Below are 23,194 nucleotides of genomic sequence, written 5' to 3'. Positions count from 1 at the left end.
GGAGATGCGGAACGGTGGGCCAGTCTTACTGGGGCGTGACGGCCACCGTCTTGGTTCCCGACAGGTTCACGGCGGCAATCCGGTAGGCACCGTAGGGCACTCCGGTGCTCGCGCCAGTGAGGGTGAGGGGGACCGCTCCAGCCGCAAGGTTGCTCAGGACCACTGCATTGGTTTTGCGGTCCCACACGCCACGCAGCGTGCCCGCCGCCTTGGCCTTTTCTTCCAGGGTATGGCTCTTCAGGTAGTCGCCCAGCTGATCCCATGTGTAGGTGTTCAGGGGCAGCGTGCTGTACTGGCTGTACTTGTCCAATGCCGCGCGTGCCCAGTCGCTGGCCAAGCTCTGTCCGGGAGCGTACTGGCGCAGATTGGGCTGGTGCATGTAGTGTGGAAAGGCGTAGCCGCCCAGAATGTGGTTCAGGGAGAGGTCACTGTCCTTGTCCATCACCTCGGCGTAACTCAGGGCGTGATCCCAATACGGGCGGATACCGCCGGGAGCATAGATGCTGTTGTAGGAAGCGGTGACCTCGGCGGGCGTGGTGACGTGGTAGTGCACGTTGGTGGGCCAGCGCGGCACCAGGAACAGATTGGGGTTCAGTGGGTGCTGCACGCCGCAGGTGGCGCAGGAATCATCGCGCTGACTGGCGACGCTGTGGTCCGAGGCAATAAAGCGCACCCCGGCGCTGACAGCAGCCGCGAGCATGTTGGGGTTGCTGCGGCCCAGGCCCAGATCCTGCTTGGGGCCGACCGTGGCCTCGTCGTTGTGGGTGCCGTCGTCGCCGGGGTCCATGTTGCCCAGCCCGCTGTGTTCGCCGGTCACCAGGCTCTTCTTGCTGAGGGGCAGGCCCAGCTTGGCGGCGATGGTCAGGTTGCCGCCGACCTGCTGCTTGACCGTCTTGAGATCCATCACGTCCAGACGCTGGTGATCACGGGTGTGGTTGACCCAGTCGAAGCTGCCCATCACGCACTTGCTCACGCTGGTCAGCAGGTCCACCGTCCTGACTGCCAGACTGCACGAGGCCGGAGCGTTGGGGAACGCGCCGCCGCCGTTAAAAGCCAACGCGTAGCGGAAGGCAACCGCCACCGGATAGTCCTGCCCGATCCGTGTCTGTTGATCCCGCGCCGACAGCATGTCGGAGCCGCTCAGGCGGAAGGTGGTGGTATACACCAGGCCGGTCTGCGCGTTCAGGTGGTCGCCATCCGAAAAATAGTCGTCGATGTCGACCTGCAGGAAGCGGCGGTGCTCCCCCAGATGCACGCCTTTGGTCAGCCACTGCACCAGTCCATAGCCCATCAGCTGGGTGTGGCGCAGGTAGGGGTTCTGGGCGGTGGTGATCAGCAGGCGTTCACGCCCGTCGGCAGCGGTGCTGGTGGCGGCCAGCACCCGGCCCTGCGGATCGGTCAGCAGCGGCGTGGTGGTCACGCCAGGAACAGCCTCAAGGGCGGACGGGTAGCTGTAGGCGTACTGAACCGGCAGGGTCACATCGGTCTTTAGGTCCTTGAAGACACCCAGCCCCGCACTGCTGGGCGTCATGGAGGTGGTGGAGGTTTCCGCCCCCGGCACGGCCCGAAGACCGTAGTCTTCCGGCGCGACACCGGGGTAGCCGTACAGGGCCAGTTGCCGCACCTTATAGGCCGCCTCGTACGCGAACAGGGTGTCCCACTCGCCGCTGTCCAGGGCGCTGGTGTACACGCCGGGACTGGTTTCAGCCACCAGGGCGTTGCTGGTCAACATGATCCCCTGGTACTTACCGGTGCTGTCCGCGTTGATCAGGCTGCCCTGCCCCAGGGTCTGCTGACTGGCGTTCAGCACGTCGTAGGGCACGCCGGCCTGCTGGAGCATGGCCGTGGCGCTGTCCAGCCCGAAATCGCCCGCGCCGCTGCTGACCACCAAGACTCGCAGATCCACCTTGTCGGTCTGGGCATTGCCCGGCAGCGTCTGGGCCCTCAGGCGGGTGGCTTTGAGGATGGTGGCCTCGCCCAGACGGGCGTGGGTGGGCAGGTTGCCCGGCTTGGGGTCTGGGGGAATGACCGTGATCTCGTCGTTGTGATTCGTGCTGTGGTCCCGGTTGTAATCGCTGCGCGGCACAAGGGTCTGACCCGAATCATCGGGAAGATCGGCCCCAGGCGGAAGCGCCGTCACCGTGGATGACGGCGAACCACCGCAGGAGGCCAGCAGCATGGACAGGGTTAGGGCGGACAGCAGCAGGACTTTTTTCTTCAAGGGCAGGTTCCTCGGGGCGGAAGGCGAAGGGGGAGTCAGAATGGGTTCAACGGGTCACGATGAAAAGCAGGAACCTTCAACCCGGCACAGGCGATCTGGCTTCAGTGGGCTCCAGTCCACACAAAAGCGAGTCGAGCGAGTCGTGAAAGGTGTGGCGCAACGTGAAGCCACTGTCCCGCAGGCGTGAAATGTCGGCGCGCTGGTACGGCACGTCGCCGCTGCGGGGGCTGCCGGGGGCGTCTTCCAGAATCTGGCCCCGGAACCCGGTCAGGGTCACCAGGCCGTCCACCAGATCGCGCACCGGACGGGCCTGCCCACTGCCCATGTTGACCACGCCGCTCAGGTCCGAGGTCAGGGCGTGTACGGCGGCGCGGGCGACGTCACGGGCGTCCACGAAATCGCGCCGCGCGCCCAGCGGGCCGAAGCGCACCGTGTCCTGACCGGCGCGCGTGGCCTGGGCCAATTCGCGGGCGGCGCGGCCCGGCAGGGTTCCGGCACCGAGACCCGCGCCCAGCGGATTGGTCAGCCGCAGGACGGCGGCCTGGACGCGCCCGCTGCGAAGCGCCTCCTTGATCAGGACGGTGCCGGCCAGCTTGGACGCGCCGTAGGGCGACAGGGGCCGCGCCGGATCGTCCTCGCGCGAGGCGTGGCCCTCCGGCACCGCCCCGTACTCCGCGGCCGAACCCAGATGGACCAGCTTCACGTTCACGCGCGCCGCCTCTTCCAGCAGGCGTGCGGGCAGCAGGGCATTGGCACGGGCCAGTTCGCTGGGGCTGCCCGCAGTGCGCCCGGCCGCGTTGATCACGCCCGCGACGCCGTCCAGCAGGGCGTCCCAGTCGGCGCGTGTGGCCGCCGTCAGGTCGCCCGGCGGGGGGACGCGCACCGCCTGTCCGGCCGTCTCAAGGGCCGCCAGAATGCGGCGGCCCAGAAAGCCGCGGGCGCCCAGCACCAGCACCTGGCCGGACAGAGAGACGGGCGAACGGCCAGCGTCCGGCATCTCAGTCCGCGGCGCTCAGGGTCAGGTGCGGCAGCAGGATCGCCGACATCTCCTCCCACTCGCGGTTGGCCATGTCGTAGTCCTCCGGACGGCCGATGTCCAGCCAGTACCCTCCGAACAGGTCGCTGCCGGGAAACTGCCGGGCGGCCAGCAGGTCCAGCATCAGCGTGTCGAAGCCCAGCACCTGTCCCGGCGTGTAGCCGCGCAGGGTCTGGCGGGTCACGGCGTAGATGCCCATGCTGACCTGAAAGTGCACGGTGGGCTTCTCGCGGAAGGCGACGATCTGACTGCCGGTCTCGTCGATGTCCAGCACGCCAAATTCACTCTTGATCTCGCGGTTGTAGGTCGCCACCGTCACCGGGCGGTCCGACTGGATGTGGCGCTGCAGGAAGGTGCCGTAGTTCAGGTTGGTCAGCACGTCGCCGTTCATCACCAGAAAATGCTCGGGCAGGGTGTCCAGCACGTTCAGCACCGGGCCGATGGTGCCCAGCGGGGTTTCCTCGTCGGTGTAGTCCACCTGCAGGCCGTAGCGGCTGCCGTCGCCCACGAAGGCGCGGATCAGGTGACCCATGTGCCCCACCGCCAGCGTGACCGAGGTGAAGCCGTGCGCGCGCAGCTGGTACAGCACGATTTCCAGAATCGAGTAGGTGTCGCCGATGGGCACGAGCGGCTTGGGAACGCAGGTGGTGTAAGGGCGCAAACGGGTGCCTTTTCCTCCGGCCAGGATAACTGCGTGCATAGGCTCCTCCTTTCCTGCCCAGGGAGAAGCAGGAATGAATCTGGGGTGAACTTTGAATGAGGCGTCGTTGTTGTCGTCGATCAGCTGAGCATCAGATGCGTTTCAGAGAGGTTTCAGACCGTTAATTAACGCTCAGTTCTCTCTTAGACTTTTCTCTCAGACGGTGTACTGATCGACGCGGTACCGGGCCAGGTTAACGGGATCGGTGAACCACTCGGCGGTGCGCTTCAGCCCCTCTTCCAGCGTGAATTCAGGCTGCCAGCCGGTCAGGCGGCTCAGCTCGGTGTGGTCGGCGAGCAGGCGCATCACCTCGCTGCCCTCGGGGCGCAGGCGCAGGTCCTCCTGGGTCACGTTCAGCTGTGCGCCCATCACCTGACCGATCAGTTTTACGGTGTCGCCCACGGTGATCTCGCGGCCCGATCCGGCGTTCAGCGTGCGGCCCAGCACCTCGTCGCCCGCCTCACCCACGGCGCGGAAGGCTCGGGCGGTGTCGGCGACGTAATTGAAGTCGCGGGTGGGCCGCAGGTCGCCCAGCCGGATCTCGCGCCGGCCCGCCGCCACCTGAGAGATGATGGTGGGAATCACCGCGCGGGCGCTCTGGCGCGGGCCGTAGGTGTTGAAGGGCCGCAGGGTCACCACCGGCAGCCCGAAGCTCAGGTGGTAGCTCTCGGCCAGCTTGTCGGCCCCGATCTTGGTGGCCGAGTACGGCGATTGGCCCTGCAAGGGGTGGCTTTCGTGAATGGGCGCGGTGCGGGCGGTGCCGTAGACCTCGGAGGTCGAGGTGTGAACGACGCGGCCGGTGCCCAGATCGCGGGCGGCCTCCAGCACGTTCAGGGTGCCGGTGATGTTGGTCTCCACGTAGGAGCGCGGCGCGACGTAGGAATACGGAATGGCGATCAGGGCGGCCAGGTGGTACACCGTCCGGGCGTCCCGCATCAGCGCCCGCACGCTGCCGGCGTCGCGCACGTCGCCCAGTTGGACCTCCACGTGCTGCATCGTCTCGGCAGGCACGGTGTCCAGCCAGCCGTAGGACCCCTGCGAGTTGTAGATCGCCATGGCCCGCACGCGGTAGCCCGCGCGGACCAGTTCCTCGGTCAGGTGCGAGCCGATAAAGCCGTCCGCGCCGGTCACGGCCACCAGCGGGCGCTGGGCAGAGGTGGGGGACTGGGGGCCGGGCAGGGTGGTCTGGGTCATCAGCGGTAACTCCTGGGGTCAGAGAGGGTATGGAGGGTGGGAAACAGCAGGGCGAGCAGTGTGAGCAGGGCGAACAGGGGGGGCGGCAGGCCCAGCGCCAGGGCGGCGGCGCCCAGCACCCAGACGGCTGTCAGGAAGGCCAGTCGGCGCTGGTTGGCCAGCCAGGAGCTGAGCAGCAGTCCGGCGCTGTACAGCGTGACGGTCAGCAGTGTGGTCTGCAGGTGGATGGGCAGGGGCAGCAGCGCCAGAACCACCAGCGCTGCTCCCAGTGCCACGCCGTAGCCGGCAGCCCCCAGCAGCACGGTGGGCAGCCCCACCCGGCGCAGGTCCGGCAGGGTCCGCAGGGTCCGGGCCGCCACCTGCAAGCGTTCCTGGACGTGCCACACCCCGGCTTCCAGCAGGCCCGCGCCCAGGATCACCGGCAGCAGCGGCCAGGTGCCGGTCCGCACGCTCAGGGCCACGAAAGCGGCGGCCATGGCCCAGCCGTACGCGGCGTGCGGCAGATGCGGGCGCAGGGTGGTGAGCCCCGCCGGCAGGCTGCCGCGCGGGCGGGTCACGTTCAGGGCCGTGAGGGTGGGCACGGCGGCCAGCAGCGCCAGCCCGAACAGCGCCGCCGGGCGCGATGGCAGCGCCAGGACGACTCCGGCGGCCAGCAGCGGACTGGCAAAGGCCCCCGCGAACTGCCCGAGCCGCCCCAGCGACAGCAGCACGCCCGCCGCGCCGCTGGACAGGGCCACGGCGCCGCCCACCCGCGCGCCGGTGGGCACGTCGCCGCCCAGGGCCGCCGCGACCACGGCCCCGCCCAGCAGGCCGGCGCCCGCGCTGACCAGCAGCGTGCCCCGCAGCGCACGCCCCGGCACCGCGAACGGTTCGGCGTAACGCACGCCCGCCACCGTCATGGTCCAGCCCCAGCCGAAAGCGGCGGCCAGCACGAAGGCCGCCTTGGCCTCCGCGCCCAGTGCCCCGGCGATCAGCAGGCCGGCCAGCCCCGGCAGCAGGTACATCGGCCCACGCAGCAGCATCTGCCAGGGAAAGGCCGGGGTGGTGGGTGTCGGCAAGCGGTCCAGCGCGCCCCCGGTGCCCTTCTGCCGGTACAGCATCTCGGCGGCGTCGAACAGGCCGTCTGCGCCGTAGCGGTCCCGCAGCACCTCGTCGCCCAGCCCGTCGGCTTCCAGGTAGGCGGCCAGTTCCTCGGCGTCCACGGCGTTCGAGCGGTCGGCGGCCAGCTTCAGGTCCACCTCACGCAGCCGCTCCGGCAGTTCGCCGGGCAGATGCAGCCGGGTGCTGGTCGTGCTGACCCGCGTCCCCGTGTGCAGGGAAGTGGACGAGGGGCGCCGGGACGCGCCATGCTCTGAGGCCCCACGCTGCGCCGCCAGCTCCCGGAACACGCCCAGCGGCCCGGACACTGCAACCGGCGTCTGGTCCACCGGACCACCCGGCGCCGTCGCCCGGTCCTTCCCGGCTGGCCCGAGCAGGCCGCCACGGACCACGTCGCCGCTGCGCGACCCGGTCACGACAGGGCCTCCCCGGCGATCACCAGCGGGTAGGCCCGGCGGTAGGCGTCCAGGCAGCCGTCGAGAGTGAACAGCTCCATGACCCGCTCGCGGGCGGCGCGGCCCAGGCGGGCGCGCAGCGGCGCGTCGTCCAGCAGCCGGGTCAGGGCGCTGGCCACGCCCAGCACGTCGCGCGGGCGCACGATCAGCCCGGCGTCGCCCACCGCCTCGGGCACGCCGCCCACGCGGGTGGCCACCGGGGGGCGGCCCATCGCCATCGCCTCGATCACGGTGTATGGAAAGCCCTCGCTGACGCTGGTCAGGGCCACCACCTGCCCGGCGCGGTAGGCATCGGTGATGTCGTCGATGCGGCCCTCGAAGGTCACGTTCCCGGTCAGGTTCAGCTGCCGGGTCAGGCTCTGGCACCGGAACAGGTAGTCCTCGTTGCCCGCCGGGGTGCCGCCGAACAGCCGCAGCTGCGCGCCCGCGTTGCGGCGGCGCACCAGATCGAAGGCGCGGATCAGCGTCTCGATGTCCTTCAAGGGATCGATGCGCCCCACCCAGCTCACCACGCTGCCTTCAGGCTCCTGCTCGGCCGGCGGGAAGATGTCGGGGTCAATGCCGTTGTACACGCACTGGATCTTGTCCGGATGCGCGCCCAGGCGCTCTTCCCAGCGGCGGTTGTAGTGCGAGCCCGGCAGCACCAGCGTGGCCTCGCGGTAGACCAGACTGCACAGCAGGCGGTAGAAGCGCAGCAGCAGGCCTTTGAAGCCGGGACTGTAGGCGCTGCGGCGAAACTCCATGTAGCGTTCGCGCAGGTACACGCCGTGCTCGGTCAGCACGAAGGGGGTGCCGTGGGTCCACAGGCCATGCAGCGCCAGCAGGCCCGCGAAACCGTTGCTGACGGCGTGCCCCACCTGCGCGTGCGGGGCTGCGTGCCCCAGCGGGCGCAGCGCGTGCTCCAGCCACCCCAGAACGTCCAGGGCGTCGGCCACGGTCGGCTGCGGCAGGCGGGCATCGTCACGCCGACGACTGCCTGCCTGCCGGGTCGCGTGCCCGGCCCAGGTGTCCAGCGTCAGCCGGGCCAGCCGTGGCGTGTCCAGCAGCGCCGTGAACCCGCCGTGCTGGCCCAGACTGCTGAACAGCTGCAGGCCCGCCCCGAACAGCTCCAGATCCAGGGTACACAGGCCGTCCAGCACCGCCAGATAGGCTTCCTCGGCGTCACGGCGGCGGGCGGCGTCCACCCGAAACGGCGCGGGAGGCGGCGTCCCCCACAGCGGCACCTGCGTGAAGCTCACGTTGTCCGGCATCGGGACCGCCGCGTGCGTGAACGGAAGGCCGGAGATGGCCTGCACCTCGAACCGGTGATCGCCCAACCCCCGCACCAGTTGGTCCACCCACACGCTGACGCCGCCGTGGGCCTGCGGGTAGGTGCCCTCGGTGTACAGCGCGATGCTCGGCGCCCCGGTGTGGATGGAAAAGGTCATACAACGGTCTCCAGAAAACACATGAGAAAAGCCAGATGACAACGTAAGAAAGGACGTGTAAAGCGCAAGGCACAGGGAGTCAACAGAGGAAAAACATACATACTCTAACCCACACCGTGAAAAATTCGGCCCTGATCTTCAGGGGAACCCCCATCTGGGGGCAGGGCGGAAAGCTGCGCTACGCCGGTCAATATTGGTTCAGTCGCGTTAAAAAATCGCTTAAGTCGGTCAGCATGAGCCGCGAATGAGGCAGAAATGATCGTAGCCCAGTTGGCTGGTCAGACAGAACGGGCTGAAAGGACCTTTGCCATAATTTTTCAGAATCGGATGGCTGCAGGCCGCGCGGCTGACCTGAGCGAGACTGGCGAACCTCACCATAGGCATGACCGAGGCCGCAGCAGATTCAAACCGGGGGCGCAGGCAACGGGAGGCCGGCTCCTCCGCCGAGTTCCCCCTCCGCCACACGGCGGGACGGAATTCAGTCACAGGGTCAGGTTGGAGACCCGACGACTCGCGTAACATATTCGGACCTCGCTCCTCTCTTAGGGCCGGGGAGAGCCCGCCCGCACCGCTGACCCCACCCCTTCCGAGGTTGCCCGCTGCCCATGAAACAGACCCAGGCATGACCCAGCTCCAGACCCTGCGCCATACCTTTGACCCCGCCGACGTGACCGTGCAGCTGCGCGCGGCCACCCCCCGGCTGGTGGGCGTGACCGAGAAGGAGAAGCTGCTACGGCAGGGCGTGTCCTACGGCGGCCTGCTGACCCCCGAAACCCGCCCCAGCGCGGTGCAACAGGCGGCTTACCAGGACGCCCTGCGGCGCAACGGCCCGCGCGTCGCCGGGCTGATCGCCGCCCTGACCACGCACCTGTTGACCGCAGTGCCGCGCCCGGTGCTGGTGTCGCTGGCCCGCGCGGGCACGCCGGTGGGCTGCGCCATGACCCGCTTTGCGCGGCGACGCGGTAGACCACTGCCCCACCACACCCTGAGCATCATCCGGGGCAGCGGCATCGACCGGGAGGCGCTGCGCCGGATCATGCAGGCGCATCCGGGGGCCACCCTGGTCTTCGTGGACGGCTGGACGGGCAAGGGCAGCATTGCCGGGACGCTGTCTGCCAGTCTGCCCGCTGGTGTGCCGCCGCTGCTGGCGGTGCTGAGCGACCCGGCAGGCGTGGCCGATTTCGCTGCCACCCACGACGACCTGCTGCTGCCGCACGCCGCCCTGAACGCCACCGTCAGCGGGCTGCTCAGCCGCACCTTTGTGGACGCCGATATCCCAGACGGGCAATTGCACGGCGTCCGGACGGAAGACCATCTGCGTGCCGACGACGTGACCGGGGAGTATCTGGCCGCGCTGGACGCCCTCGATCCGGGCACAGCCTCCCCACTTGATTCCGGCCCCCGCCCCGTGCGGCCCTACGACGCGGTGCTGGCGCTGGCCTCCAGCCTGGGCGTTCACGACCCACATCTGGTCAAGCCCGGCGTGGGCGAGGCCACCCGCGTGTTCCTGCGCCGTCAACCGGCTGGGCTGCTGCTGCGTGACGCTGGCCATCCCGACACGCGCCACCTGCACGCGCTGGCGCAGGCGGCGGCCATTCCAGTGACCCTCCACCCCGAGCTGCCGTATCTGGCGGCCGCCCTGATCGCCCCCGGCCCCCGCACTGGAGAGGACGCATGACCACGCTGCTTTCGCCCGCCGTGACTCTCAATCCCTGGCAGCTGGGGGCCAGCCTGTACACGCCCGCCACCCGGCCCGACCTGCTGGCGCTGGGGACGGGACGCTACGAGGCGCTGACCAGCCTGATCTACTGCACCGAGGACGCCGTGCTGGAGGCCGACCTGCCGCTGGCGCTGGAGAATCTGGCGCGTGTGCTGCCGCTGCTGCCCCCGCCGGGGGTGGGGCCGCTGCGCCTGATCCGCGTGCGCAACCCGGCGGTGCTGGCGCAGGTGTTGACGCTGGACTTGCGCGGCATCAGCGCCTTCGTGCTGCCCAAGATTCACGCGGGCAATCTGGGCGCGTACCTGCAGGTGCTGGACAGCTCGGCCTGCCCCCGCCTGCCGCTGCTGCTGACCCTGGAAACTCCCGAGGCCCTGAGCGAGGCGCACATGACCCGGCTGCGCGACCTGATTCTGGAAGGCGGCCACGGCCCGCGCGTGGCCGCGCTCAGGATTGGCGGCAATGACCTGATGCACGCGCTGGGCGTGCGCCGCAAACCGGGCCGCACCCTGTACGAGGGGCCGCTGGAACGGGTGATCGGCATGCTGCTCGGCGTGTTCAAACCGCACGGTTTCGCTCTATCCAGCCCGGTGTACGAGGTCTTCGGCGACCTGTCCACGCTGGCCCGCGAACTGGAACAGGATCTGGAGTACGGCCTGTGCGGCAAGACCATCATCCACCCGGCGCAACTGCCGACCGTGCTGGAGGCCTACCGCGTGGCCGAGGCTGATCTGCTGGAGGCGCAGGCCATCCTCGCGCCGGATGCTCCCGCCGTGTTCCAGATGAACGGGCGCATGTGTGAGCCGGCCACCCACACCCGCTGGGCCAGCGACATCCTCTGCCGCGCCGGGCTATACGGGGTACTGGAGCCGCAGCGCCACGAGGCCCTGCATTTCTGACCACCGTACCGACCCAGGCTGTCCAGCACGCAGGAACCTTCTCCAGTCCGGCCCACGGCACTCGGGTTTTATGAGAGCAGTTTTAAGGAGTCTGCATCCCAGGCCTGATACCTTCAAGGGTAAGGTCAGCACTTTTCTGGACTCAGGTCTGGCCTCAACGTTTTCGCCTCTCCAAGCTCCACATTCAGGAGGAACACGGTATGGGCTTCTTAGATCGGCTCAAGGCAATGGGCGCGCAGGCAGGCAAGGAAGCGCAGGATACCTGGAGCCGCTTCAACAACGGCGCCTTTGCGGACGCCACCATGGCCGCCTGCGCGTTGATCGGCGCAGCGGACGGCAAGATCGACCAGATCGAGCGCAGCCGCACGGCGCAGTTCATCACCACCAGCGACAAACTCAAGGCCTTTAACGTCTCGGATCTGCGCGAGAAGTATGACCGCTACTGCGACAAGATCACCGCCGATTTCGACTTCGGCAAGATCGAGCTGATGCAGGCCATCGGCAAGGTGGCGGGCAAGCCGGATCAGGCCCGCGCGGTGGTGCAGCTCGCGGTGGTCATCGCCAACGCGGACGGCGACTTCGACGAGAAGGAAATGGGCGTGGTGCGCGAGATTGCCCAGGCCCTGCGACTCGACCCTTCCGAATTCAACGTCTGAAACAGTTTTTCCCCCAAGACTCATTCCCCTTCTAGGAGGCACCCCATGGCAGTATCACTGAAAAAAGGCGGCAACGTTTCCCTGAGCAAGGAGGCCCCCGGTCTCAGCGCCATCACTGTCGGTCTGGGCTGGGATCCCCGCGCCACCGACGGCAAGGAATTCGACCTGGACGCGAGTGCGTTTACCCTCAAGGCCGACGGCAAGGTGCGCGCCGACGGCGACTTCATTTTCTACAACAACAAGACGTCCAGCGACGGCAGCGTCGTGCACAACGGCGACAACCGCACCGGCGCGGGCGAGGGCGACGACGAGACCATCGACATCGACCTGAACAAGGTGCCTGCCGACATCGACAAGGTGGCGATTGCCGTGACCATCGACGAGGCCGACACCCGTGGGCAGAGCTTCGGCCAGGTGGGCGGCGCCTTTATCCGCGTGATCAACAAGGACAACGGCTCTGAGATCGCGCGCTACGACCTCTCGGAGGACTACAGCACCGAGACCGCCGTGATCTTCGGCGAGATCTACCGCAACGCGGGCGAGTGGAAGTTCCGCGCGGTGGGTCAGGGCTACGCGGGCGGTCTGGCCCCACTGGCCCGCAACTTCGGCGTCAACGTCTGAGCCACCGTTAAATCACGTCACAGCTCAGAACTTCGGGGAGGTTGGGAACGCGGTTTCCGGCCTCCCCTTTTTCAACCCACTTCATGACCTCTCCACACCGCAAAGGACACCATGCAGACCTTTCAGACCGGGCAGAAAGCCCAACTGAGTACCCTGACGCCGCAGACCCACCTGACCCTGACCGTGCAGGTCACTGGCCCCGCCGCCGAATACGACCTGATTCTGTTCGGGCTGGACGCGGCGGGCCAGCTGAGCGACGACCGTTACATGATCTTCTTTAACCAGCCGCGCAGCCCGGAAGGGGCGCTGGACATGCGCAGCGGCAACCGCAACGAGAAGGTCTTTCAGGTGGACCTGTCGAGCCTGCCCGCCAACGTGCGCCGCCTGAGCCTGGCCTCCACGGTGGACAGCGGCGCCTTCAATGCCATCGACCACGCTGAGGTCACGCTGAGCAGTGGGGGCAGTCCGCTGATGAATTACCGCGTGACCGGGCGCGATTTTCAGCAGCAGAAGGCGATCATGCTGCTGGATCTGTATTTCAAGGACGTGTGGCGCGTGGGGGCGGTGGGCCAGGGATTTAACGGCGGCCTGGAAGCCCTGGTGAAGCACTTCGGCGGTACGGTGGCCGACACCCCTGCCGGACGGCCTCCCCCGCCACCCCCTGCACCTCCCGCCGCGCCGCGTCCCGCGCCCACGCCCGCCGCCACACCCACGCCGCCCGCGCCCACGGTCAACCTGGGCAAGATCACGCTGGACAAGCAGGGGCAGAGCGCCAAGATTTCCCTGCGGAAAGACGGCCAGAAAGACCCGATCCGCGTCAACCTGAACTGGGACAAGGGCGGCGGCTTCCTGCGGGCCGGGGCCGACCTGGATCTGGGCTGCATGTTCGTGATGCAGGACGGCCAGAAGGGTGTGATTCAGGCGCTGGGCAATTCGTTTGGCAGCGACCGTTTCGAGCCGTTCATCCTGCTGGACAAGGACGACCGCAGCGGTTCGTCCAGCGACGGCGAGAACCTGATCATCTTCCGCCCCGACCTGATCCATACCGTCGTGATCTTCGCCTTCATCTACCAGGGCACCTCCGACTTCTCACGGGTCAATGGCCGCCTGACCCTGAAAGACCCGCGCGGCAACGAGATCACGGTGCAGCTCAGCAACCCCGATATGCGCCGCACGTTCTGCGCCATCGCCAGCATCGAGAACGTGGGCGGCGAGGTCAAGATCACCAAGGAAGAGCGGTACTTCAAGGATCACCAGGAGGCCGATCAGCACTTCGGCTTCGGCTTCCGCTGGACGGCGGGGAGCAAATAGGTGGCCGGGCCGACAACGCTTCAGGCGGGCCAGCGTGTGCCGCTGAGCGTGCTGGGCGTGGGGCAGACCTTTCACGTGAACGTGCGCTGCACGCTGGACGGCGCAGACATCGCCGCCTTCGGCTTGCAGGAGGGCAAGCTGACCGATGACCGCTATATGGTCTTCTTCAACCAGCCACACAGCCCGGAAGGGGCGCTAGAACTGAGCCAGCAGGGCGTGGACACGGCGTTCGACGTAAATCTGGCCGCGCTGCCCGCCGCCATCACCGAGATCTACTTCACTGCCACGCACGACACGGCCGCCATCGCGCAGGCCGGAGCGCTGTCGGTCAGCGTCGGGGACGCGACGTTCGACGTCAAACCCCACCTGAAGGCCGAGAAAGCCGTGATGCTGGTGCGGCTGTACCGCCACGCGGACGGCTGGCGGCTGGCGACGGTGGCGCAGGGCTTTGGCGGCGGCCTGGACGCGCTGGTGCGGCACTTCGGCGGCGAGGTGGAGGACGCGGGGGCCGCCCCGCCCCCACCACCCGCCGCGCCCGCCGTCAACCTGCGTAAGGAGCGCCAGCGCGTGCTGCTGGAAAAGGCCGAGCGCGAGCAGCCGCAGCTGGTCAGCCTGATCAAGACGGCTACGGTCAGTCTGGAGAAACGTGGACTGGCCGAGGCCCGCTACCGTGTGAAACTGGTGCTGGACATCAGCGGCAGCATGGCGCGCGAGTACCGCAGCGGCGCGGTGCAGGCACTGGCCGAGCGTGCCCTGGCGCTGGCCGCCCGCCTGGACGACGACGGCGAGGTGGAGGTCTACCTGTTCGGCATCGGGGCGCACCGCAGCGGCACGCTGTCGCTGGACAACGTGACCGGGTTCGTGGATCGCCTGAAGGTCAGGCTGGAGGGCGGCACCCACTACAGCCCGGTCATGAAACTGGTGCGCGAGGACGCGGCGAAAGAGGGCCACGATCTGCCGTGTCTGGTGCTGTTCATCACCGACGGCGGCACCAGCAATCCGGCCACCGTGATCCGCCAGATGACCGACGCCGCCCACGAGCCGATCTTCTGGAAGTTCATGGGCATCGAGGAGGGCCGGGTCAACTTCGATTTCCTGGAAAAACTGGACGACCTGCCGGGCCGCGTCGTGGACAACGCCGACTTCTTCCGCGTGCCCGCCCCCATTCGTATCGAGGACGCCAAGCTGTTCGAACTGCTGCTGGGCGAGCTGGACAGCTGGCAGAGAGACGCGAAAGCGGCGGGAATACTCCGCGTCTAACCGTCCAACGGTCAAACCGTCTAACCGCAAAATCAAGGGACGGACGCCAGAGTTCTTGGCCGTTAGACTTTTAGACCTTCAGACGGTTAGACCATCCCTACCCCCCCCCTCACATCCAAGGAGCAACACATGCCCATCTCCCTCAAGAAAGGACAGCAGATCAGCCTCGCCAAGGAGGCCGGCCCCAGCCTCAGCACGGTACGCATGGGTCTGGGCTGGGACGCCGTGAAGAAGAAGGGCTTCTTCGGCTTCGGCGGCGGTCAGGCCGAGGTGGATCTGGACGCCAACGCGCTGATGTTCGACGCCTCGGGCGGGTTGGTGGACGTGGTCTGGTTCCGCCAGTTGCAGAGCAAGGACGGCTCGATACGGCACAGCGGCGACAACCGCACCGGCGCGGGCGACGGCGACGACGAGACCATCACGGTAGACCTGACGCGCCTGCCCGCCAACGTCAGCACGCTGGTCTTCACAGTCAACAACTTCACCGGGCAGGACTTCGGCCAGATCGAGAACGCGTATTGCCGCCTGGTCAACACCCAGGGCGAGGCGGAAATCGCCCGCTATGACCTGTCGGCGGGCGGCCAGCACAGCGCCATGATCCTGGCGAGCCTCAAGCGTCAGGGGAACGACTGGACGATGACGGCCATCGGCGCCCCGTCGCGTGGACGCACCTACCAGGACAACCTGCCGGACATCCAGGCCTACCTGTAGGGTTCGGGAACCCCGGCACCCCAACCCCCGTATTCCCCCTCAGACCGCCACGACCACGGCTGGTCGAGAACCCGAAAAAGGACGGAACGACATGGCACTTTCACTGAAAAAAGGCGGCAACATCTCCCTGAGCAAGCAGGACGCCAACCTGCAACGCATCATCGTGGGCCTGGGCTGGGATCCGCGCCCCACCGACGGCCAGGCCTTTGACCTGGACGCCTGCGCCTTCCTGCTGAACGACGGCGGCAAGGTGCGCGGCGATCACGACTTCATCTTCTACAACCAGCTGCGCAGCCAGGACGGCAGCGTGGAGCACACCGGCGACAACCGCACCGGTGAGGGCGACGGCGACGACGAGGCCATCAAGATCAACCTGACCCAGGTGCCCGCCGAGATCCAGAAGATCGCCGTCAGCGTGACCATCGACGAGGCCGACGCCCGCCGTCAGAACTTCGGGCAGGTGGGCGGCGCGTTTATCCGGGTGGTCAACGAGGACAACGGCCAGGAACTGACCCGCTTCGATCTGGGCGAGGACTTCAGCACCGAGACCGCCGTGATCTTCGGCGAGATCTACCGCCACGCGGGCGAGTGGAAGTTCCGCGCGGTGGGCCAGGGCTACACCGGCGGCCTGGGGCCGTTGGCCCGCAACTACGGCGTCAACGTTTAAACTGAGCCTCCCAAAGCAGGCACCCGTTCCACAGAGGCCGGGTGCCTGTCTGGTGACAGGAACGCCGCATACTGGGACCGTTGGCCTGCCCACCACAGAGCGGGCAGCCGGCAAGGAGAACATTAGTGATTCAAAGAGAGTTTGGCTTCGCCTTCGGAGTCTCGATCATTGCCCTGATTCTGACCTTCTGGTACGGCTTCAACACCGGCGGCGTCGCTGTGGCGCTGAATTTCCTGGTGATTGCCGTGGTGCTGGGCGTCATGGAAGTGTCCCTCAGCTTCGACAACGCGGTGGTCAACGCCTCGGTTCTCAAGAACATGACCGAGAAGTGGCAGCGCCGCTTTCTGATCTGGGGCATCCTGATCGCCGTCGTGGGCATGCGGCTGGTCTTTCCGATTGCCATCGTCGCCATCACGGCGGGCCTGGGCTTCGGCGAGGTGGCCAATCTGGCCCTGAACGATTCCACCCGCTACGGCGAGTATCTGGAGCAGGCCGAGGTCGTGATCAGCGCCTTCGGCGGCACCTTCCTGCTGATGGTGGCCCTGAACTACCTGATGGATCCCGAGAAGGACGAGCACTGGCTGGCGGGCTTCGAGCGCCGTCTGGCCGGGCTGGGCAAGCTGGACACCATCCAGGCGCTGATCGCGGGCGTGGTGCTGCTGGTCATCACGCACTTCATGGTGGCCCCCGCCGAACAGCTCGCGGCGGTGTCGGCGGGCCTGGTGGGCCTGCTGGTCTACCTGGGCATGAACGCCATCGGCGGGTTGTTCGATCCCAACGACATGGCGGCCAAGGCCGGGGCGGCGGGCCTGACCGCCTTCCTGTACCTGGAAGTGCTGGACGCCTCGTTCTCGCTGGACGGCGTGATCGGGGCCTTCGCCGTGACCAAGGAAATCGTGATCATCTCGGCGGGGCTGGCGATCGGCGCGGTGTTCGTGCGCTCGCTGACGCTGTATCTGGTGCACCAGGGCACGCTGGCGCAGTACCGCTACCTGGAACACGGCGCGCACTACGGCATCCTGGCGCTGGCAATCATCATGCTGGCCAGCACCAACCGCAACGTGCACATTCCCGAACTGGTCACCGGATTGATCGGCGTGGCGTTCATCGGGGCGTCCATCTGGTCCAGCGTGAGGGCCAACAAACGCGAACTGGCCGAGGGCAAGTCGCAGCCCAACTGAGCGCAGATCGCAGCACGCGGTGGAGGAGGCGAACGGGCTTCCTCCACCGCTTTTTATACGGATTCCGTTTGTTTCGTGTAGAAATCGGAACAGCGCCGATTCGCAAACTCCACGCCTGGAACCCGCTTTTCTCCTGCTCGCTTTGCTCGGATTTCCATCGTTTTTGCAAACGATTCAATCGGAGTCCGTATTATTGGGTCTTCCTGAAGCCCAAAACGTAGGGCGGCCCATGTCGGCGGGGCGGCGAACACGCTTAAATACCCCCATGCTTGGCAAATTCTTCAAGAAACCGGCGGACGACATGGGCGGGCGCGTGCCGCCCGGCCAGAGCCTGACCGCCCGCTTCCCGGTGCTGACCTACGGCCCCGCGCAGCACTACGACGCGGCCGAGGTGGTGGTGCGGATCACGGGTCTGGCCGGCGAGAAGACCTTTACCTGGGCTGACCTGCTGGCGCTGCCGCAGGCCACGCTGACCTACGACATCCACTGCGTGACCCACTGGAGCAAGCTGGACACCGAATGGACGGGCGTGCGCGTCACCGATCTGATGGAGCACATTCAGCTGGATCCGGCGGCCACCTACGTCATGCAGCACAGCGTCGGCGGCTATACCACCAACCTGTCGCTGGCCGACTTCACGCGCCCGGAGAACCTGCTGGCGCACACCTTTAACGGCGAGCCGCTGACGGCCGAGCACGGCGGCCCGCTGCGGCTGGTGGTGCCGCACCTGTACTTCTGGAAGAGTGCCAAATGGCTGACCGGGCTGGAATTCATGGCCGCCGACCAACCCGGTTTCTGGGAAAAGAACGGCTACCACATGCGCGGCGATCCCTGGGCAGAACAGCGCTACGACGACGACTGATGGGGGCAGACCAGACGCCCACGGCAGAGGGCCACCTCGTTCCGGACGTGCTGCGGCCCGGCCTGGCCCTGGTGCTGGTGGGCACCGCACCCAGCCGCATCAGCGCGGCTGCGCGGGCGTACTACGCCAACCCGGTCAACAAGTTCTGGCGCACGCTGCATGAGGCGGGCCTGACGCCCCGGCAGCTGTCGCCGCAGGAGTACCCGCAGGTGCTGGACTACGGCATCGGCCTGACCGACGTGGCCAAGCGGCACAGCGGCGTGGACGCGGCCCTGCCCGGCGAGGCGTGGCAACCGGACGAACTGCGCGCCAAGCTCAGGACGTACCGCCCGCAGATCGTGGCCTTTACCAGCAAGCGCGGCGCGGCCGAGACGCTGGGCCTCCCCACCGGCCGGCTGCCCTACGGCCCACAGGATACGGCGCTGGAAGGCGCGGAGGTCTGGGTGCTGCCCAGCACCAGCCCGCTGGGCCACAACTATTTTCAGCTGGGGCCGTGGCAGGCGCTGGGGGCGCGGGTGGCGGAGGTGCGGGAGAAGCTGAGCGAACGCTGAACGCTGGGAGGCAGGCGCGCGGGAACTTTCCTCAGGCACGCGCCGTATGCTGGGATGATATGGCGCCCCGTGTCACCACCCTTCTGACTGTGGCCCGCACCGGCTCGCGCGTGGTGCGTTCCCTGATCCAGCCTCCCCAGCGGGGGCCGGGGCACAGCGGTCTGCGCGGCGTGCGCGATCTGGGCCATGATCCGTGGCTGACGCCGGATGGGCCGGAGGGTCTGCGCCGTCAGGCCGCCCGACTGGCGCGGCGCGGCACAGGCTGGGGCAAGCTGACGCTGCAAAGCGTGCTGGGAGCGGTGGTGATTTTCCCGCTGCTGCTGATCTTCGGCGTGCTGTTTGCGCTGGGCATCGACGCGGCCGGCTGGCTGCTGGGCCTCACGCTGCTGCTGGGTCTGCTGGGGCTGGTCCGCACGGCGGTTCGCGCCACCCGCCTGCTGAACGCTCCGGACGAGGAGGTAACGCCAGCCGCCTCGCAAGCGGCCCTACCCGCCAGCGTCCAGGCCGATGAAACCCGGCTGCTGGGCACCCTGCGGACGCACGAGCGGGCGCTGCCCCCGGCCAGCCGGGTGGCCTTTCACGCCGCCGTGATCGCCACCCGCGACGCCCTGCGCGCCTCACAGGACGACGCCGTGCTGGACCGCGACAGCTTCGACGTGCGGCAGGCCGCCCGCGAGGACCTGCCCGAGTTGCTGGAAACGTACCGCACGGTGCCGCCCACCCCCGCCAATCAGGCTGAACTGCAGCGGCAGCTGGGCCTGATCGAGGGGCGCATGGCCGCCGTCGTCCGGGACCGCGAGGCCCAGAAAAGCCGCGCGCTGAAGGCACACGGGCGCTACCTGGAAAAGAAGTATCTGGACGGGTCCGGGCCGGAATAACCCAGATCCCGCTGCAGACACCCCAACAACAGGCGCGGAGCAGCCGTTATTGCCTGGCCTTCACGCCCGCCATCCAGTCCAGAATCCAGCGCGCCACCTGATCGCTGCGGGCGGCGGTGATGTCCAGGTGGGCGGCCCCCGGCAGGGTCCTGACCGTCATGTCCGCTTTGGTCAGGGCGGCGTAGTCGCGGTACTCGTCGGCACTGGACACGCCCTCGGCCGCCACGACGCCCAGCGCGGGCAGCCGGACCTCGTGCCACACGCGCAGTTCCTGCTCGAAGGGAGTGCCCCGCGTGCCCTGGCGCACAGCAGCCAGATCCAGCGTCAGCCGGTTGGGAAAGTACCACTCGCTGAAGTCGCTGAGTGGGGTCCAGAAACGTTTCACGAAGTCCTGCGGGTCCGTGGGCGCCGACGGGTTCGCCTGCCAGCCAACGGGCTTGCTGCGGTCCTTCTGGCCGGCCACCCAGTAGCTGTTCTTGCCGCCCAGGACAGCGGCGATCAGGTTGTTGCCCTCCACGGCGTTGGTGGCCCGCCCGGTCTTCAGGGTCAGGAACGGCAGCAGGGCGTAACGCTGTTCCAATTGCACCATCGCCGCCGCCAGATTGGTGGCCGGATAGCCCACCAGACCGTCTGCCGGGGCCAGGGCGTTCGGCTGCGTGGCGGCCAGTCGGGCCTGGGCGGCGGCGCGGCTGGCCAGTTTGGGGCCAAAGTACACCGCGTCCACGTAAGGGTCCTCGGGCAGTTTCTTCAGGCCGGTCAGCGGTCCCAGCACGCCCTCGGTGCCATCGGCGTAATTCTGCGGCGTGAGCGGCTGATTGCTCAGCAGGCCCGGCGCACCGTCCAGCATAACCAGGCCGCGCACGTCGTCCGCACCGCGTTCCTCGCGCCCGGCCCCGCCCTCAGCCTCACCGTCGCCCGTCAGGCCACCAAAATCGTAGGCCGCGTACAGCCCGGTCAGGCTGCCGCCCATCGAGTGGCCGCCGATGAACACGTCGGGCGTCAGGCGGCGGGCCTCCTGCACGGCCACCCGCCAGTCGCGCAGGGTCACGTCCAGGCCCCAGTCGCGCATGTACGACACGCTCTGTTTGGAACGCGGAGGCAGCCCGTCCTGCACGATCCGCGCCAGCTCTGCCGGACCCGCCGCCGCGATCTGGGCCTGGGGTTCCAGCAGGTTGCTGCGGCGGTCCACTGCCCAGACCGCCGTGTTCGGCCCCAGGGCCACAATCTGCCGTGCCAACCGGTCAAAGCTGCCCGCACCGCCCAGAAAGCCCGGCATCAGCAGCAGCACGGTCTTCGGCCGGGCCGGGCCGTAGCGGACCGTGATGCTCGCGTTCAGCTCGGGCGGCGTGCCGGGCACCACGAGACTGGGCCTCACCACGCGCACGGCCGGCACCCCCGCCAGAACCGCGTCGCTGGGGGTGGTCACCGGGGCGGAGGCCGGTCTGGCGGTCTGTTGGGCGGGGGCGCAGGCGGCCAGCAGGGCGGAAACAAGCAGCAGACGGGCGAAGGGCATTGACCCATGCTGCTCCGGGGCCTGGGGCCGGATGGTGCGGGGGCTTACGGCCAGCCTTGGCCGGGGCTTGATGCGCCGGGTGAGGCCGCCCCCCCCCGGCTGCCTATGACGCTGCTGGCCCCCCAGCGCGCGCCGCTCTAGACTCGGACCCATGAGCGCCCCTGCCTCCTCTCTCCTGCCGCTGCCCAAGGGCTTTCAGACCGCCGCGCTGGCCGCCGGCATCAAGCCCAGCGGCAAAACGGACCTGAGTACCGTGGTTTCCGAGACCGACTGCGTGTGGGCCTTCGCGGGCACGCGCAGCACCACCGCCGCCGCCTGCGTGGGCCGCAACCGTGAACTGTACGCGGCGGGCGGCCCGGTGCGGGCGCTGCTGGTGAACGCTGGCAACGCCAACGCGGCCACCGGCAGGCGGGGGGAGCGCGACAACGCCGATCTGGCCGACGCGCTGGGCAGCGTGCTGAACGTGAACATGGACGGCGTGCTGACCGCCAGCACCGGCATCATCGGCCACCCGCTGCCGATGGACCGCGTCCTGAGCGGCATCGAACACCTGCCCGAAGACCTGACAGACGCCGCCGCCACCTTCGCGGGCGCGATCATGACCACCGACTTGCGGCCAAAAACCGCCTCGGCCGACCTGCCCGGCGGAGCGCGCATCGTGGGCGTCGCCAAGGGCAGCGGCATGATCCACCCCGATATGGCCACCATGTTCGCTTTCGTGTTCACCGACGCCGCGCTGGACGGTCCCGGCCTGCGTGCGGCCTTTTCCGCCGTGGTGGCCCGCACCTTCAACGCCGTGACGGTGGACGGCGACACCAGCACCAACGACATGGCGATGGTCCTGGCGAACGGGCAGGCCGGCGAGGTGGCCCTGCATGACTTCCTGCCCGCGCTGGAGGGCGTGATGCGAGATCTGGCCCGCCAGATCGCCCGCGACGGCGAGGGAGCCACCCGCCTGCTGACCGTAAAGGTCTCCGGCGCCCTGACTGAGGCCGAGGCGCTCACCGCCGCCCGCACCTGCTGCGTCAGCCCGCTGCTCAAGAGCGCCGTCCACGGCTTTGACCCCAACTGGGGCCGCGTGATCATGGCGGTGGGCCGCAGCGGCGCGGCCGTGAACATCGAGGGCATGACCGTGGCCGTGCAGGGCCACCCGGTGTTTGCCGGCAAGCCGCTGCCCTACGACGACGCGGCGGTCAGCCAGAGCATGCGGGCCGAGGAAGTCGTTTTCGAGATTGATCTGGGGGTGGGCGGCGCGTCCGGCGAGGCCTGGGGCTGTGATCTGAGCGCCGAATACGTGAGCATCAACGCGGATTACACGACGTAACCGTGCGGGTGGCCGGGAGCAGGTCCACCCCCGCTTGAGCCAATCTTCAGAACCGGGTTCTGCGCCAGTGGACTGGCCTACCCTGCCAGCATGAACACAGCTCCTGCCCCACAGCCCGCGCTGGCCCGGCCCCTGGATTTCTCGTTTCCGTCCAACCGGATCGCGGTGGCGGGGGCGGTGGGGGCAACGCTGCTGGGCCGCGTGGTGCGCGGCAACTGGGGGCAGGCGCTGGGCGTGGGCGGCGCGGCCTTCAGCGCCTGGGCCATCGCGCGGGAACTGGACCCGGACTCGCCCCAGACGGCCAATACCGCGCTGCCGGTGGCCGCCGCCGCCGCCCTCTTGGGCGGGCCGGGCAACCCGCTGGCGGCCTTTGCCGCGCTGAGTGGCCTGCGAATGATCGCCGGAACCACCGGGCAGGCCGCCACGCCGGCCGATCACCTGGGATTGCTGGTGCAATCGGCGCTGGCCTCGGCCACCGGCAACCGTTCGGCGGCGCTGCTGAGCGCGGCGGCCCCGCTCCTCACCCCTGAGGCCCGCTCGTGGCAGCCCATGCTGGGCGTGCTGATGCCCCGGCTGTGGCGGGACCACGCGTCGGGCCTGAGCACGACCCCCGCCGCCCTGCTGGGCCTGGGAGCCGTGGCCCTGACGCCCGCCTTCACCGCCCCCGAACCTGTGGGCAGCCCGTGTGACCGCGCCCCCCGCACCGTCCGGGCCGGCGAGGTTCAGCGGGCCCGGCAGGCCGCCGTGGTCTCGCTGGCCCTGGGCCTGGTCGGCGGAGGCGTGCGGGGGCTGGGGCCACTGGCCGCCGCCGTGCTGACGGTGGGCCTGCGGCGCGTGCGCGCGGGGGCGGCCAGAACGGAGTCCTGAATTCCCTGCCCTGACGACACGCCGAAAAGGGAAGCCCCTCTCTGG

At 68.3% G+C, this 23,194-nt stretch carries 21 protein-coding genes; 14 read left to right on the top strand and 7 right to left on the bottom strand.

What is annotated here, in order from left to right:
• Window positions 1-25 precede the first annotated feature (25 nt).
• From FHR04_RS03655 to pelF, 6 genes are all read right to left on the bottom strand, one after another.
• Complete coding sequence (locus FHR04_RS03655) at window positions 26-2,179, bottom strand: Agd3-related carbohydrate-binding protein (protein WP_446333896.1); 2,154 nt, start codon at window positions 2,177-2,179, stop codon at window positions 26-28.
• 118 nt (window positions 2,180-2,297) lie between these two features.
• Complete coding sequence (locus FHR04_RS03650; protein WP_249038956.1) at window positions 2,298-3,170, bottom strand: NAD-dependent epimerase/dehydratase family protein; 873 nt, start codon at window positions 3,168-3,170, stop codon at window positions 2,298-2,300.
• A gap of 49 nt (window positions 3,171-3,219) precedes the next feature.
• Window positions 3,220-3,957 carry a nucleotidyltransferase family protein gene (locus FHR04_RS03645; RefSeq protein ID WP_139400891.1) on the bottom strand — a complete coding sequence of 246 codons (738 nt, stop codon included), beginning with the start codon at window positions 3,955-3,957 and terminating at the stop codon, window positions 3,220-3,222.
• 156 nt (window positions 3,958-4,113) lie between these two features.
• A complete protein-coding gene (locus FHR04_RS03640) occupies window positions 4,114-5,151 on the bottom strand; it encodes an SDR family NAD(P)-dependent oxidoreductase (protein ID WP_139400889.1) in 1,038 nt (345 codons plus the stop codon).
• Window positions 5,151-6,665, bottom strand: a complete 1,515-nt coding sequence (locus tag FHR04_RS03635) for a hypothetical protein (protein ID WP_249038955.1) — start codon at window positions 6,663-6,665, stop codon at window positions 5,151-5,153. Before FHR04_RS03635 ends, FHR04_RS03640 begins: the two co-directional genes overlap by 1 nt.
• On the bottom strand, window positions 6,662-8,131 hold the full coding sequence (pelF, locus tag FHR04_RS03630) for a GT4 family glycosyltransferase PelF (protein WP_039685349.1): 1,470 nt from the start codon (window positions 8,129-8,131) through the stop codon (window positions 6,662-6,664). The genes FHR04_RS03635 and pelF overlap by 4 nt, the downstream gene beginning before the upstream one ends.
• 622 nt (window positions 8,132-8,753) lie before the next feature.
• Between pelF and FHR04_RS03625 the strand changes: the two genes are divergently transcribed.
• The 12 genes from FHR04_RS03625 to FHR04_RS03570 all read left to right on the top strand — a co-directional run bounded on the left by FHR04_RS03625 (window position 8,754) and on the right by FHR04_RS03570 (window position 19,445).
• The gene (locus tag FHR04_RS03625; protein WP_139400887.1) at window positions 8,754-9,809 is read left to right on the top strand and encodes a cysteine protease StiP domain-containing protein; all 1,056 of its coding nucleotides are present in this window, start codon (window positions 8,754-8,756) and stop codon (window positions 9,807-9,809) included.
• Window positions 9,806-10,747, top strand: coding sequence for an HpcH/HpaI aldolase/citrate lyase family protein (locus FHR04_RS03620; protein ID WP_139400885.1), 942 nt, complete (start codon window positions 9,806-9,808; stop codon window positions 10,745-10,747). The genes FHR04_RS03625 and FHR04_RS03620 overlap by 4 nt, the downstream gene beginning before the upstream one ends.
• Before the next feature lie 200 nt (window positions 10,748-10,947).
• Window positions 10,948-11,403, top strand: coding sequence for a tellurite resistance TerB family protein (locus FHR04_RS03615; protein WP_139400883.1), 456 nt, complete (start codon window positions 10,948-10,950; stop codon window positions 11,401-11,403).
• Between the two features lie 45 nt (window positions 11,404-11,448).
• Window positions 11,449-12,024, top strand: coding sequence for a TerD family protein (locus FHR04_RS03610; RefSeq protein ID WP_039685357.1), 576 nt, complete (start codon window positions 11,449-11,451; stop codon window positions 12,022-12,024).
• 111 nt (window positions 12,025-12,135) lie between these two features.
• Complete coding sequence (locus FHR04_RS03605; RefSeq protein WP_139400881.1) at window positions 12,136-13,335, top strand: TerD family protein; 1,200 nt, start codon at window positions 12,136-12,138, stop codon at window positions 13,333-13,335.
• Window positions 13,336-14,595, top strand: coding sequence for a VWA domain-containing protein (locus FHR04_RS03600; RefSeq protein WP_139400879.1), 1,260 nt, complete (start codon window positions 13,336-13,338; stop codon window positions 14,593-14,595).
• A 129-nt stretch (window positions 14,596-14,724) separates the two neighbouring features.
• A complete protein-coding gene (locus FHR04_RS03595) occupies window positions 14,725-15,306 on the top strand; it encodes a TerD family protein (protein WP_039685363.1) in 582 nt (193 codons plus the stop codon).
• 91 nt (window positions 15,307-15,397) lie between these two features.
• Window positions 15,398-15,973, top strand: a complete 576-nt coding sequence (locus FHR04_RS03590; protein ID WP_039685365.1) for a TerD family protein — start codon at window positions 15,398-15,400, stop codon at window positions 15,971-15,973.
• Between the two features lie 125 nt (window positions 15,974-16,098).
• Window positions 16,099-17,154 carry a DUF475 domain-containing protein gene (locus FHR04_RS03585; protein ID WP_081995184.1) on the top strand — a complete coding sequence of 352 codons (1,056 nt, stop codon included), beginning with the start codon at window positions 16,099-16,101 and terminating at the stop codon, window positions 17,152-17,154.
• Window positions 17,155-17,419: 265 nt separating this feature from the next.
• Window positions 17,420-18,016: a sulfite oxidase-like oxidoreductase gene (locus FHR04_RS03580; protein WP_139400877.1), complete on the top strand. Its 597-nt coding sequence runs from the start codon at window positions 17,420-17,422 to the stop codon at window positions 18,014-18,016.
• Entirely contained in the window at window positions 18,016-18,567 is a 552-nt protein-coding gene (locus tag FHR04_RS03575; protein ID WP_139400875.1) for a mismatch-specific DNA-glycosylase, read from the top strand. Before FHR04_RS03580 ends, FHR04_RS03575 begins: the two co-directional genes overlap by 1 nt.
• Before the next feature lie 59 nt (window positions 18,568-18,626).
• Window positions 18,627-19,445: a hypothetical protein gene (locus tag FHR04_RS03570; protein ID WP_039685370.1), complete on the top strand. Its 819-nt coding sequence runs from the start codon at window positions 18,627-18,629 to the stop codon at window positions 19,443-19,445.
• A gap of 46 nt (window positions 19,446-19,491) precedes the next feature.
• Here FHR04_RS03570 and FHR04_RS03565 read toward each other — a convergent pair whose 3' ends face one another.
• Window positions 19,492-20,958, bottom strand: a complete 1,467-nt coding sequence (locus FHR04_RS03565) for an alpha/beta fold hydrolase (protein ID WP_139400873.1) — start codon at window positions 20,956-20,958, stop codon at window positions 19,492-19,494.
• A gap of 151 nt (window positions 20,959-21,109) precedes the next feature.
• Between FHR04_RS03565 and argJ the strand changes: the two genes are divergently transcribed.
• Both argJ and FHR04_RS03555 read left to right on the top strand, forming a co-directional pair.
• Window positions 21,110-22,282: a bifunctional glutamate N-acetyltransferase/amino-acid acetyltransferase ArgJ gene (gene argJ / locus FHR04_RS03560; RefSeq protein ID WP_139400871.1), complete on the top strand. Its 1,173-nt coding sequence runs from the start codon at window positions 21,110-21,112 to the stop codon at window positions 22,280-22,282.
• A 90-nt stretch (window positions 22,283-22,372) separates the two neighbouring features.
• Window positions 22,373-23,149: a hypothetical protein gene (locus FHR04_RS03555; RefSeq protein ID WP_139400869.1), complete on the top strand. Its 777-nt coding sequence runs from the start codon at window positions 22,373-22,375 to the stop codon at window positions 23,147-23,149.
• Window positions 23,150-23,194: the final 45 nt, after the last annotated feature.

This window comes from Deinococcus radiopugnans ATCC 19172 (genome assembly GCF_006335125.1).
Classification (GTDB): domain Bacteria; phylum Deinococcota; class Deinococci; order Deinococcales; family Deinococcaceae; genus Deinococcus; species Deinococcus radiopugnans.
The sequence above is the reverse complement of the archived record's forward strand: the minus strand, read 5'-3'. Positions and strand labels throughout refer to the sequence as shown.

What these genes read in the sequence shown, in the direction of transcription:
- FHR04_RS03655 (WP_446333896.1), bottom strand. Translation starts at nt 2,179, where the DNA reads ATGCTGCTGGCCTCCTGCGGTGGTTCGCCGTCATCCACGGTGACGGCG.
- FHR04_RS03645 (WP_139400891.1), bottom strand. Translation starts at nt 3,957, where the DNA reads ATGCACGCAGTTATCCTGGCCGGAGGAAAAGGCACCCGTTTGCGCCCT.
- FHR04_RS03640 (WP_139400889.1), bottom strand. Translation starts at nt 5,151, where the DNA reads ATGACCCAGACCACCCTGCCCGGCCCCCAGTCCCCCACCTCTGCCCAG.
- pelF (WP_039685349.1), bottom strand. Translation starts at nt 8,131, where the DNA reads ATGACCTTTTCCATCCACACCGGGGCGCCGAGCATCGCGCTGTACACC.
- FHR04_RS03625 (WP_139400887.1), top strand. Translation starts at nt 8,754, where the DNA reads ATGACCCAGCTCCAGACCCTGCGCCATACCTTTGACCCCGCCGACGTG.
- FHR04_RS03620 (WP_139400885.1), top strand. Translation starts at nt 9,806, where the DNA reads ATGACCACGCTGCTTTCGCCCGCCGTGACTCTCAATCCCTGGCAGCTG.
- FHR04_RS03615 (WP_139400883.1), top strand. Translation starts at nt 10,948, where the DNA reads ATGGGCTTCTTAGATCGGCTCAAGGCAATGGGCGCGCAGGCAGGCAAG.
- FHR04_RS03610 (WP_039685357.1), top strand. Translation starts at nt 11,449, where the DNA reads ATGGCAGTATCACTGAAAAAAGGCGGCAACGTTTCCCTGAGCAAGGAG.
- FHR04_RS03605 (WP_139400881.1), top strand. Translation starts at nt 12,136, where the DNA reads ATGCAGACCTTTCAGACCGGGCAGAAAGCCCAACTGAGTACCCTGACG.
- FHR04_RS03595 (WP_039685363.1), top strand. Translation starts at nt 14,725, where the DNA reads ATGCCCATCTCCCTCAAGAAAGGACAGCAGATCAGCCTCGCCAAGGAG.
- FHR04_RS03590 (WP_039685365.1), top strand. Translation starts at nt 15,398, where the DNA reads ATGGCACTTTCACTGAAAAAAGGCGGCAACATCTCCCTGAGCAAGCAG.
- FHR04_RS03580 (WP_139400877.1), top strand. Translation starts at nt 17,420, where the DNA reads ATGCTTGGCAAATTCTTCAAGAAACCGGCGGACGACATGGGCGGGCGC.
- FHR04_RS03575 (WP_139400875.1), top strand. Translation starts at nt 18,016, where the DNA reads ATGGGGGCAGACCAGACGCCCACGGCAGAGGGCCACCTCGTTCCGGAC.
- FHR04_RS03570 (WP_039685370.1), top strand. Translation starts at nt 18,627, where the DNA reads ATGGCGCCCCGTGTCACCACCCTTCTGACTGTGGCCCGCACCGGCTCG.
- FHR04_RS03565 (WP_139400873.1), bottom strand. Translation starts at nt 20,958, where the DNA reads ATGCCCTTCGCCCGTCTGCTGCTTGTTTCCGCCCTGCTGGCCGCCTGC.
- argJ (WP_139400871.1), top strand. Translation starts at nt 21,110, where the DNA reads ATGAGCGCCCCTGCCTCCTCTCTCCTGCCGCTGCCCAAGGGCTTTCAG.
- FHR04_RS03555 (WP_139400869.1), top strand. Translation starts at nt 22,373, where the DNA reads ATGAACACAGCTCCTGCCCCACAGCCCGCGCTGGCCCGGCCCCTGGAT.